The organism is Streptomyces sp. NPDC057428 (assembly GCF_042803195.1).
In the GTDB taxonomy this organism is placed as follows: Bacteria; Actinomycetota; Actinomycetes; order Streptomycetales; family Streptomycetaceae; genus Streptomyces.
In genome coordinates, this window is record NZ_JBHVCT010000045.1 from 11,939 (window position 1) to 24,430 (window position 12,492).

Consider the following 12,492-nt stretch of genomic DNA (forward strand, 5'->3'; position numbering starts at 1 on the left):
GCGGAGCCTTTGCATCCCACCGGTTCCCGGTCGCTCGCCTCAGGTTCATCAGCCCTGGATCAGGTCCCGGAGCGCGGTGTTCAACTCGAGGACGTTCACGCGGGGCTCGCCCATGAAGCCGAGGAGCCGTCCCGTCGTGTGATCGGCGAGAAGGCCCTCGATCTCCTTGACGGGAAGACCGTTCTTCTCCGCGACCCTGTGGACCTGGAGCTTCGCGTACGCCGGTGAGATGTCCGGGTCCAGGCCGGAGCCGGAGGAGGTGACGGCGTCTGCCGGTACGTCAGCGGGTCTCACCTTGTAGGAGGCCGTGGAGTTGTCCTTGACCACGGCGGCCTTGGCGTCCCTCACCCACTGGATCAGTTCCTCGTTGTCGCCGGAGCGGTTGGTGGCGCCGGAGAGGATAAGGGAGTACTGCGTATTGACGCTGTTGCTGCCCAGGCCGTTGGAGGGGCGCGGCTGGAACCACTTCAGGTCCGGTCGCGCAGCCTCCTCGGTGTCGTCGGGGTTCCGCTTCGGCAGGTTGTACGTCTGGCCGATGAGGGAGGAGCCGACCACTGTGCCGTCCCTGTCCTTGATCTCGGAGCCGTTCGCCTGGTGGCTGAAGAGGGCCTGGGCGACGCCGGTGACGGCGAGCGGGTAGATCACCCCGCACACCAGGGTGAGGACGAGCAGGGCCCTCAGTCCGGCTCCGAACAGGCGCGCGGTGTTGTTGACGGAGGTGTTGGTCATGGCGGATCAGCCGATTCCGGGGATGAGGGAGAGAAGCAGGTCGATGATCTTGATGCCGATGAACGGGGCGATCAGGCCACCGAGTCCGTAGATCCCGAGGTTGCGCCGCAGCATCCGGTCGGCACTGGCGGGCCGGTAGCGCACTCCCTTGAGGGCCAGCGGTACCAGGGCGACGATGATCAGTGCGTTGAAGATGACGGCGGACAGAATCGCGGACTCGGGAGAGGCGAGCCCCATGATGTTCAGCTTGTCCAGCGACGGGTACGCCACGGCGAACATGGCGGGGATGATCGCGAAGTATTTCGCGACGTCGTTGGCGATGGAGAACGTGGTGAGGGCGCCGCGGGTGATGAGGAGCTGCTTGCCGATTCCGACGATCTCGATGAGCTTGGTGGGGTCGGAGTCCAGGTCCACCATGTTCCCGGCCTCCTTGGCGGCCGAGGTGCCGGTGTTCATCGCCACGCCTACATCAGCCTGGGCGAGGGCCGGGGCGTCGTTGGTGCCGTCACCGGTCATCGCGACGAGCTTGCCTCCGGCCTGCTCCCGCTTGATGAGGGCCATCTTGTCCTCGGGAGTGGCCTCGGCCAGGAAGTCGTCGACCCCGGCCTCCTCGGCGATCGCCTTGGCGGTCAGCGGGTTGTCCCCGGTGATCATGACCGTACGGATGCCCATCCGGCGCAGTTCGTCGAACCGCTCGCGCATGCCCTCCTTCACCACGTCCTTGAGGTGGATGACCCCGAGGACCCGCGGACCGTGAGCATCTTCCACAGCCACCAACAGCGGCGTGCCACCAGCCTGGGAAATCCGGTCCGTGAGCGCCTGCGCGTCCTCGGCGACACTCCCGCCCCGCTTCTTCACCCATGCGACGACGGAACCGGTCGCACCCTTGCGGACCTTGCGCCCGTCCAGGTCGACGCCCGACATCCGGGTCTGCGCGGTGAACGCGACCCAGTCGGCACCCGACAGCTCGCCCTGGTGCCGTTCCCGCAGCCCGTACTTCTCCTTGGCCAGGACGACGATCGACCGGCCTTCAGGAGTCTCGTCGGCGAGCGAGGACAGCTGCGCGGCATCCGCGAGTTCGCCCTCCGTCACACCTTCGACCGCCAGGAATTCGGCCGCCTGCCGGTTGCCCAGGGTGATGGTGCCGGTCTTGTCGAGGAGCAGGGTGGACACGTCGCCCGCCGCTTCCACGGCACGCCCCGACATGGCCAGAACGTTGCGCTGGACGAGACGGTCCATACCGGCGATGCCGATGGCGGAGAGCAGCGCGCCGATGGTGGTGGGGATCAGGCAGACCAGGAGCGCGGCGAGCACGATCATCGAGGTCTGCTCGTCGGCTCCCGCGTAGATGGCGAACGGCTTCAAGGTGACCACGGCCAGCAGGAAGACGATGGTGAGGGACGCCAGGAGAATGTTCAGGGCGATCTCGTTGGGCGTCTTCTGCCGGGCCGCGCCCTCCACCAGGCTGATCATCCGGTCGATGAACGTCTCGCCCGGCTTCGTCATGATCTTGATGACGATGCGGTCGGACAGCACCTTGGTACCGCCGGTCACCGCGCTGCGGTCGCCGCCGGACTCGCGGATGACCGGGGCCGATTCGCCGGTGATCGCGGACTCGTCGACGGAGGCGACGCCTTCCACGACATCGCCGTCGCCGGGGATGGTGTCGCCGGCCTCGCAGACCACCAGGTCCCCGATGCGCAGCTCCGTCCCCGCGACCCGCTCCTCGTTCGAACCGACGACACGGCGGGCGATGGTCCCGGTCTTGGCCCTGCGCAGGGTGTCGGCCTGGGCCTTGCCCCGGCCCTCGGCCACCGCTTCCGCGAGGTTCGCGAAGACGGTGGTGAGCCAGAGCCAGCCGGCGATGGCCCAGCCGAACCAGTCGCTCGGGTCCAGCATCGCGAGCACGGTGGTGACCACCGAGCCGACCAGGACGACGAACATGACGGGCGACTTGATCATCACGCGCGGGTCGAGCTTGCGCACGGCGTCCGGGAAGGACTTCAGCAACTGCTTGGGGTCGAACAGGCCGCTGCCGACGCGGTCGGTGCCCGCGTGATTCCCGGAGGAGGGCAGGTCTCCGTGCGGGGGATGAGTGGGGGTGACGGTGCTCATGAGGCGAGCCCTTCAGCGAGCGGACCCAGCGCAAGGGCGGGGAAGTAGGTCAGACCGGTGATGATCAGGATGGTGCCGACGAGAAGACCCGTGAAGAGGGGCTTGTCGGTGCGCAGTGTGCCCGCCGTCTCGGGTACCGGCTTCTGTTCGGCCAGCGACCCGGCGAGTGCCAGGACGAAGACGATCGGGAGGAACCGGCCGAGCAGCATCGCGATGCCGATGGTGGTGTTGAACCACTGGGTGTCAGCGTTCAGGCCGGCGAAGGCGGAGCCGTTGTTGTTGGCCCCGGAGGTATAGGCGTAGAGGATCTCGGAGAAGCCGTGTGCCCCGCTGTTGGTCATCGAGTTGCCCGGGGTGGGCAGCGCGATCGCCACGGCGGTGAAGGCGAGCACGAGTGCCGGGGTGATGAGGATGTAGCACGCGGCGAGCTTGATCTGGCGGGTGCCGATCTTCTTGCCCAGGTACTCCGGGGTGCGCCCGACCATGAGCCCTGCGATGAACACCGCGATGATCGCCATGATCAGCATGCCGTACAGGCCGGATCCCACACCGCCGGGTGCGATCTCGCCCAGCTGCATGCCCAGCAAGGTGATGCCACCGCCGAAGCCGGTGTAGGAGGAGTGGAAGGAGTTGACCGCACCGGTCGAGGTCAGTGTGGTGGCAACCGCGAAGATGGACGAGCCGGCGATCCCGAAGCGGCTCTCCTTGCCCTCCATAGCCCCGCCCGCGATCTCGAACGCGGGTCCGTGGTGGGCGAACTCGGTCCACATCATCAGCGCGGTGAAGCCGAGCCAGATGGTGGCCATCGCGCCGAGGATCGCGTAGCCCTGCCTGAGCGAGCCGACCATGCGGCCGAAGGTGCGGGTCAACGCGAACGGGATCACCAGGAGGAGGAAGATCTCGAACAGGTTGGAGAGCGGATTGGGATTCTCGAAGGGGTGGGCGGCGTTGGCGTTGAAGTAACCGCCGCCGTTGGTGCCCAGCTCCTTGATCGCCTCCTGGGAGGCGACCGCGCCGCCGTTCCACTCCTGCTTGCCGCCCATGAACTGTCCGACTTCATGGATTCCGGAGAAGTTCTGGATGGCGCCGCAGGCGACCAGGACGAGCGCACCGATCACTGAGATCGGCACCAGGATGCGGATGGTGCCGCGCACCAGGTCGGCCCAGAAGTTGCCCAGCTCACCGGTACGCGCCCTTGCGAAGCCCCGCACGAGCGCCACCGCGACGGCCATGCCGACCGCGGCGGAGAGGAAGTTCTGCACCGCGAGGCCGCCGGTCTGCACGACGTGGCCCATGGCCTGCTCGCCGGAGTACGACTGCCAGTTGGTGTTGGAGACGAAGGAGGCGGCCGTGTTGAACGCCTGGTCCGCGTCGATGGAGGAGAAGCCGAGCGAGCCGGGCAGTGAGCCCTGTACCCGCTGCAAGAGGTACAGGAAGAGAACACTCACCGCAGAGAAGGCGAGCACGCCCCGTAGGTAGGCGGGCCACCTCATCTCGGCGGCCGGGTTGGCACCTATCGCCTTGTATATCCACTTCTCCGCTCTGTAGTGCTTTTCGGAGGAGTAGACCCTGGCCATGTAGTCGCCCAGTGGGCGGTAGGCAAGGCCGAGGGCGGCGATCAGGGCGAGCAGCTGGAGCACACCAGCGGTCTGGGGACTCATGTCGACGCTCAGAACCTCTCCGGATAGAGGAGTGCGAGCACGAGATAGCCCAGCAGGGAGACGGCCACGACGAGGCCGACGATGTTCTCGGCGGTCACAGCTTGGTCACCCCCCGGGCGATGAGAGCCACCAGCGCGAAGACCGCGACCGTGGTGACGACGAAGGCCAGGTCGGCCATCGTGAGCTCCTGATTGAAGTGAGGAATGGAATCGGCCGTGCGGCCAAAAGGAGCAAACCTCGTCCTGAGCCCGGCGGAGAGCCACCTTGACGTGGTCCATACGGAAATCGGGAGCCCTTTGACGCCGATCTGACGCCTCCACCGCCACCGACTACGGCACGTTGCCTTCCGCATACGGACGGGTACGTGATCGTGCCCCGGGCGGAGCCGGTCCCCGAGCCGTGAAGAGCCGTCGCGTCAGGTCGTCCGTGATGCGCCAACGGACCGTAGGCGCCGGTCCTCGCGACCGCACCACGCCTGCCGCGGGCAGTCGAGCGCCGGGTCGTGGCTCGGAGCGCTGAACGCCTTCCGCGTGTGCCGAGAGGTGGATTGAATGACCGGACGGGCTGCCCTGACGTATCACGCAGTGCTGTGGTTCATTCCTGCACTGCCGGCAATGGCGCGGGTATGTCCGGCAGGCCGATGGCACTTACGCGGTCCATACGGTGCCTTGACGTCGCTTTGATTGCCACGCCCGTCGACGGGCACTTTCCGATGTTAGTGTTCGATTTCCTGGGAACCCGAGTGCCCTTCGCGCGGGGAACGCCTGGTGGTTGTGGGTCTCTCGTGCGGTCGCACCGTCGGCCTCCGTTGCTTTCGCCGCCCGCTGTGAGGCGATGAAAGCAACGGAGAACGCGCGATAGGCCGACGGCTTGAACGGTACGCGGCGAATGAATCAGCGGCCGAAGTGGCTTCCCCTGTGCATTGCGCACGGTAGGCAGAGAGTTCAATGAGAACTGAATTTTACGCGACAGCGTCATGTGTGCACGAGGAATTCGAGCAGCAGGCCCGGAGAAATCCGGACCTCACCGCGGTGGTGGTCGGTGAGGCCAGGACCAGCTACGCGGAAATCGACAGGCTGGCGAACGGCATCGCGCGGCGACTGCATGCCTCGGGAGTGCGCAGCGGCGATCGTGTCGGCTTGTGCGTCCGACGTGATGTGTGGCTGGTGCCCGCCCTGTTGGGGGTGATGAAGGCGGGTGCCGCCTATGTGCCACTGGATCCGGCGTACCCCGAAGAGCGCATCAGGTTCATCGCTGCGGACGCCTCGCTCTCGGCGGTCCTCACCTCGGCGGGCACAGAGCACGTGGTGCCGGCCACCGCCACGTCCCTGTCTGTCGAGGACACGCAGCCCGCGGACAGCCTCGGCCCGCAATCCGATCCGCACGGTCCCGCGTACGTCATGTACACCTCCGGCTCCACCGGGACGCCGAAAGGCGTGGTCGTCGAGCATCGCAACCTCCACAACCTGATCCGCTGGTTCGCGGCCTACCTCTCCGCCGACGAACTGCGCGGCATGCTGGCGACGACGTCGGTTTGCTTCGACCCCTCGACCGTGGAGATCTTCGCGCCGCTGGTGGCGGGCGGCACCGTGATTCTCGCGGAGAACCTCTTCGCCGTACCGACGCTCCCAGCCCGGTCCGAAGCTGCCGTACTGGTCGCTGCCGCGTCCGCCCTGTCGGCGCTGATGCCTGCCGGACTGCCGCCGAATGTGCGAACCGTGATCACGGGTGGCGAGCCGGTCACCCGTGCCCTGTGCGACCGTGTCTACGCCCACCCCCAGGTCCGTCGGGTGCTCAATTTCTACGGCCCCACCGAGTGCACCGTGTGCTGCACCATGGCCGAGGTGGACCGGCACGGCACCGGCACTCCACCGATCGGACAGCCGATCGCCGGAGCGGAACTGTCGGTCCGGTCCCCGGACGGCGGCGTCCTGCCGGAGAGCGAGACCGGCGAGCTCTGGATTGCAGGGCCGGGCGTCTCCCGCGGCTACCTCGACCGACCGGAACTGACCGCCGACCGCTTCGGCCCGTACGGCTACCGCACGGGCGACCTGGTACGCCGCCTGGGAGACACCTACCACTTCGCCGGTCGCGCCGACGAGCAGGTGAAGGTGGGCGGCGTCCGGCTGGAGCCGGGTGAGGTCGAGGCCGCGCTCGCCGGCCACCCCGCCGTCCGGCACGCCGTCGTTCTGGCCGCCGGCGACCGGCTCGTCGGGTACGCCGAGTCGGACGCGGCGACCGAGGCGGAGCTGCGTGCCTGGCTGACCGCCCGGCTGCCGCAGCACGCGGTGCCGTGGCGCATCGCGGTGCTTGCCCGCATCCCCGTCCACCCCACCGGCAAAGTCGACCGCGCCGCGCTGCCCGCCATCACGACTGGCCGTAGGCCGGACGCGCCCTACACGGCGCCGCGCGACGACACCGAGCGGCTCGTGGCGGAGGTCATCGCCGAGGTCCTCGGCATGGACCGGGTCGGTGTCGACGACCGATTCGCCGATCTCGGCGGACACTCCCTGGCCGCGGCCCGTGTGGTCAGTGAACTCGGAAGACGCCGCGGGACTCCGGTGCCGCTCGCGACGTTCCTGAACCATCCCACCACCGCGTCGCTGTCGCGGGTACTCGGCACCCTGGCCGCCGAACCGCCCCTGCGGCGCTCGCCGGGACTGGCGCGCTACCCGCTCACCGCCATGCAGCGGGAGTTCTGGCTGCTGCGCCAGCTCGCCCCGAACGTTCCTGTCACCACTCTGACGATGCGTGTCGGCCTGCGCGGCCCCGTGAGCGGGCCGGCAGTGCGAGAGGCGCTGGACGCGATCGTGAGACGACACGAGGTGCTGCGCAGCAGCATCCGGTCCGACTCCGAGCCCTACCTCGTCGTCGGTCCGCCGGTGGCCGTCCCGGTCAGCGAGGTCGACCTGCGCGCTCTGCCGGCCGACGAACAGCGGCGTCGGCTGGAGGCGCTGCACCAGGACACCGCGACGTACACCTTCGACCTGGGCGACGAGAGCCCACTCATTCGGGCCGCGCTCGCCCGTACGGCCGACGATGCGGGTGAACTCGTCGTGGCTGTGGACCATGTGGCGTTCGACGGCGCCTCCGTCGCCGTCTTCATGCGTGAACTCGCTGCGGAGCTCGCCGACGAACCGGTGGACGAACTTCCGGTGCAGATGGGCGACATAGCGCTGCACGAACAGGGGCTCGATGCCGAGTCGTCGCGCCGCGACCGATTGAACTCCTTCTGGCAGACCGCGTTGGAGGGCGCCGTCATCCCCGACGAACTGCCTGGCCGCCAGGAGGCACCGGGCTGGGAGACGGAACGGGTGACCTTCACGCTGGAACAACCCCTGGTGGCAAGGTTGGGTCGGTTCGCGGCCGAGACCGGGACGACCCCGTTCGCCGGATACCTGGTCGCGCTGGGGCTGGTGACGGGTGGCCTCGGTGGACACGACGACGTCGTCATCGGCGCGGCCGCCGCCCGCCGTCACCGCTCCGGGACCGAGCGCGTAATCGGCCCGCTGGTGGACACCCTGCCGCTGCGGCTGCGCATGAGCGGCGACCTGACCTTCAGGGACCTGATGCGGCAGTGCGCCACGACGATCGTCGGCGCACTCGCCCACCAGGAGCTTCCCGCACGTGAGCTGCTCGAACACCTGCCGCCCCACCGGGTGGCCGGCGCGTCGCGCACGCCGGTCGTCATCACCATGCTGCCGCTCGACGAACCGGCGTCGCTGTCCGGCGGACCGTTTCGGCTGGAGCTGCGGTCGGACCGGGGCAGCGGCGCCGCGGCGAACGAGTTGTCGGTTTTCATATCGAGGACGGTCACCGGCTTCGAGCTCCAAGTCGAGTACGCCACCGCACGCTTCGCACGGCAGGACGCCGAGGCCTTCGCCGAGCGGATGCTGAGGACTCTGCGGACCGGGCTGGCGGAGCCCGACCTTCCGCTGTCCGGCGTCGAGCTGGTCAGCCGGCAGGAGCGTGACACCGTGCTGGCATTCGCGGCGGGACCCGCGCTGCCGGAGTCCGGGCCGGCGACCGTGGTGGACGCCGTGCTGGCCGCGGCGGAGGCCCGGCCGGAGACGGTCGCTGTATCCGGGTCCGCGGGCTCCCTCACCTACGCCGAACTCGTGACCTGGTCCGGGCGGGTGGCCGCAGGGCTACTCGACGCCGGAGTTCGCCCCGGTGACGTCGTCGGAGTGAGCGTGCCCCGCGACCATCTGCTTCCCGCGGTCCTGTTGGCGGTGTGGCGGGCCGGAGCGGCCTATCTGCCGTTGGACCCCGACTACCCGGTGGAGCGACTGGAGCGGCTTGCCGTGGACGGGGGCGCACGGGCAGTCCTGGCACGGGGACCGATCCCGCCCGGGCTGCCCATGCCACTGGACGCCGACGAGTTGTTCGCGCGCGCCACCAACCGCGACCTGCCCGAGGCCCGTCCCGGAGAACTCGCCTACGTCCTGTACACCTCGGGGTCGAGCGGCCGGCCCAAGGGTGTGGAAGTGACCCACGCCAACCTGGCCTCGTTCGTGGAAGGGTTCCGTCTCGCGCCCGGCATAGGCCCGGCCGACTCGATGGCCGCGGTGGCTCCGCTGTCCTTCGACGTCTCGGCCGAGGAGATCTGGGCACCGCTGGCGGTCGGGGGCCGCTGCGACATCGTCGAGCGGGCCTGCGCGACGGACGGATTCGCCCTGGCCGAGCGGATCACGGCCGGCGAGGTCACCATGGTGCACCTGACTCCGACGACGATGCGCATGCTGCTCGCCGCGGACTGGCCGGGTGACCCGCGGATGCCGGTCGTCACCGGCGGCGAGGTGCTGGACCCGCAGCTCGCCCGGGAACTGCTCAGCAGGGTCGGCCAGCTGTGGAACTCCTACGGGCCGACCGAGACGACCGTCACCGCCACCGTCCACCGCGTGACCGCGACGGACGGCGACACCGTCCCGATCGGCCGCCCGGTTGCAGGCGCCCGCTGCTACGTGGTGGATCCGCTCGGCCGGCTGGTACCACCGGGAGTGACCGGTGAACTGTGGGTGTCGGGCAGCGGTGTGGCACGCGGTTACCGCAACCTCTCCTCGAGGGCGTTCATGGCCGATCCCTTCGAGCCGGGTGAGCGCTGCTACCGCACAGGCGACAAGGCCCGCTGGCGGCGTGACGGGACGTTGGAGTACCGCGGCCGCCGTGACGACCAGGTAAAGGTGCGCGGATTCCGTATCGAGCCGGGTGAGGTGGAGGCGGCACTGCGTGCCGACGCGCAGCTGGCCGACGCCGCGGTGACGGTGTCCGGCACTGGCGGCGACACGCATCTGGTCGGCTATCTGGTGCCCGACAGCGTCGACGCCGTGGCCGTCCAGGCACGGCTTCGCCTGCGACTGCCCGAGCACATGGTTCCCAACCGGTGGGTGAGACTCGCAGCGCTGCCTGCCCTGCCCAGCGGCAAGGTCGACCGCGCGGCACTTCTGCCGCCGTCGGAGGACTCCGGGCGTTCACGGGTGCCACCCGGCACAGAGGCCGAACTGTTCGTCGCAGACGTCTGGGCGGCGGTGCTGGGAGTCTCCCCCATCTGGTCGGACGACGACTTCTTCGCGCTGGGCGGCCAGTCGCTCGCCGCCACCCGCGTCGTCGGCCGGCTGCGGGAGACCCTGCGCATCCCGGTAGCGGTGCAGCTCCTGTTCGACCGCCCCGTCCTCACCGATTTCGCGGCAGCTCTTGAGGCGCTGCTGATCGACGACCTGACCGGCCAAGCTCAGGAGCCGGCACCCGAGAGCCGCCGTTCGCAACGCTGAATTCCGGGCGGACCGCCCTGGGCGCCGACAGCAGGAGACGGCCCGCCGGCAGTACCGGCGGGCCGTCTCGGCGGTGGACGGGGTGGTGACCGTGTCAGCGGAGCTGGGTGAAGATCTCCTGCAGCTGACGGCGCTCGTACGACTCCTCGTGGTCCACGCCTCCCAGCATGTAACCGCCGAACTTGATGTTGGCGCCGCTGTTGTCCAGAGCGATGACCCCCCGCCCGAGATCGGTGAGCGCTGCCTCGACATCCGCAAGCTCCACTTCGGTGTTCTCACGGATGTAGAGTTCGGAGAGTTTTCTGATGGGAAGCAACTCGCCGTGCCATTCCCTCACGGCCGCGTGCTGGTTGAAGGCGTCTCGGTACATTCGGGAGCCTGGAATGATCGCGGGCGCGGCGACCGAGATGGTGGTGATGGATCCCGAGAAGGTCTCTGCCATGGAGAGCCAGTTGTTCACCTCCTCCTTGAGCTGCCGCAAGGTGGTTCCCGGAAGCCCGAGAATCCCTGACAGATACATCTTGTAGTCAAGACTCTGCGCCAGTTCGAGCGCCTCGAAGACCCTGTCGGGTCCCTTGTTGATGCCTTTGGAATTTCCCTTGAGAAGCTTGGGGTCGAAGGCTTCGATTCCGACGTTCCAGGTCTTCACGAAGCCCTTGCAGAGCTCTGCCGACTGAAGGAACTCGTAGACCAGGCCGTAGGCGAGCATGAATCGCTGGCCCCGCAGGATCTCTGACCCGGCGCACGCCTCGGCGAGATCGTCGAGGAACGAGATGTTCCCGCCCCATTGGGCCTTGGACATGCCGAGGGTGGAGTCGCCGGCCGCGTAGACGTTCGACTTGAGCTGGCCGACCAGTATCTCAAGCGTGTTGACAGCCGCGTTGACTTCGGACGTCTTGGGAGTCAGCCCCTGGATGGAGCAGTGCAGGCACCGGCGGGTGGGGCGCCGTCCCCAGTTGCAGCCGCCGTCGAGCGGAAGGGTGACCATGCGCTTCAAGTCGTAGTGCGACGCGTACCAGACGCTGAACGCGTCGTCGTAGTGAGCTTTCAGCTTGTCCTCTATGAGCCGGTAGTCGGGGAGCATGCGCCCCGACAGCGGGTACGTGGGCGCCGCCTGGTTGTGGATCTCACCGGCGCCCGCGCGGTACGCGAGGGACGGAATCCGTGACAGGTCCACTCGCCCCTCGAGCCACGACAGCAGTCCCATCATGGTGAAGGGGCCGTTGTTCCCCGTGCAGACGAAGTCCACGATCTCCGAGCCGTAGGTGCCCGAGAGGACCTCGCGGTGCAGGATCCCCGGGTGATCGTTTCCGAAGACGATGACGGCGTCGGGGTTCACCCGCTTTATCTCGGCGGCGACGATGTAGGCCCACATAGCGGTCGAGGAGTAGACGGTGAAGGCTGCCACATCGGGAGGATCCGACTGGATCCTCCCGCGTACGTCCTCCCAGTCGAGATGGCTCATGTCCAGGTAATGCCAGTCCAGATGGGGGAAACACTTGTCCTGATAGGTGATCATCTCGACCAGTGACGAATGCGGGTAGACCGTGCCCTCGTTGGCGTAACGGGACTGGTCCCCGGCTTCGTCGATCAGCGCTCCACCGCCCGAGTGGCTACCGCGGTGAGCGGAGGTGAGAGGGAGCCCCACGTACCAGACGGTCTGGAGCTTCTTGGTCTGCGGCTCCGAGACCGGCTGGTCGACGGGGTAGGTCCAGACGTATCGGGAATCAGTGGCGGAGACCAGCTCTTCCACCGGCTCGAGGCTCATCATCAGGGTCGTCTCTCAGCTTTCTTGAATGGGTGCTCACAGCGCGCAGACGTACGTGCCGACTTCGACGTGTCCCGGTACGGCCATGGAACCGGCCGACGGAATCGTTCTTCGCCCGATCGGCCGGTGGCGCACAAGACTTCGGGCTGTATCAGGCCGGGGCGGGGCGGGGTGAAGGCTGCTGTCGGGGCTGCGGGCAGGATTCTCCGGGCGCAGCAAGGGGAGCTGATCCGCCGGACCCGATCGTACGGGGGCAAGGCGCGCGGAAAGCGTCAAGATGCGGGCGATAACCGTCATGAGTCCGTTAATCACCGGGGCAACCGATCCCGGAGCGATCCATGGTGGTCACCGGACGGTCGCGAGGACCGGAACACCGCTCGCGCCACGCGCGGTTGAGAGGAACACGCCATCACCAGCACCGGTGGGCTCTTACGCCGAAGGATCGTGC

At 68.1% G+C, this 12,492-nt stretch carries 6 protein-coding genes; 1 reads left to right on the top strand and 5 read right to left on the bottom strand.

The window, feature by feature from the left end; all coding sequences use genetic code 11:
• Positions 1-48: 48 nt before the first annotated feature.
• The 4 genes from ACFU5K_RS18685 to kdpF are packed head-to-tail and all read right to left on the bottom strand — an operon-like array spanning position 49 to position 4,603.
• Positions 49-729, bottom strand: a complete 681-nt coding sequence (locus tag ACFU5K_RS18685) for a potassium-transporting ATPase subunit C (RefSeq protein ID WP_384062715.1) — start codon at positions 727-729, stop codon at positions 49-51.
• Positions 730-735: 6 nt separating this feature from the next.
• Entirely contained in the window at positions 736-2,844 is a 2,109-nt protein-coding gene (kdpB, locus tag ACFU5K_RS18690; RefSeq protein WP_384062717.1) for a potassium-transporting ATPase subunit KdpB, read from the bottom strand.
• On the bottom strand, positions 2,841-4,505 hold the full coding sequence (gene kdpA, locus ACFU5K_RS18695; protein ID WP_384062720.1) for a potassium-transporting ATPase subunit KdpA: 1,665 nt from the start codon (positions 4,503-4,505) through the stop codon (positions 2,841-2,843). Before kdpA ends, kdpB begins: the two co-directional genes overlap by 4 nt.
• Positions 4,506-4,513: 8 nt before the next feature.
• Positions 4,514-4,603, bottom strand: coding sequence for a K(+)-transporting ATPase subunit F (kdpF, locus tag ACFU5K_RS18700; RefSeq protein ID WP_010058599.1), 90 nt, complete (start codon positions 4,601-4,603; stop codon positions 4,514-4,516).
• Between the two features lie 882 nt (positions 4,604-5,485).
• Between kdpF and ACFU5K_RS18705 the strand changes: the two genes are divergently transcribed.
• On the top strand, positions 5,486-10,276 hold the full coding sequence (locus ACFU5K_RS18705; protein ID WP_384062724.1) for an amino acid adenylation domain-containing protein: 4,791 nt from the start codon (positions 5,486-5,488) through the stop codon (positions 10,274-10,276).
• Positions 10,277-10,370: 94 nt separating this feature from the next.
• Here ACFU5K_RS18705 and ACFU5K_RS18710 read toward each other — a convergent pair whose 3' ends face one another.
• On the bottom strand, positions 10,371-12,047 hold the full coding sequence (locus tag ACFU5K_RS18710) for a B12-binding domain-containing radical SAM protein (protein ID WP_384062727.1): 1,677 nt from the start codon (positions 12,045-12,047) through the stop codon (positions 10,371-10,373).
• Positions 12,048-12,492: the final 445 nt, after the last annotated feature.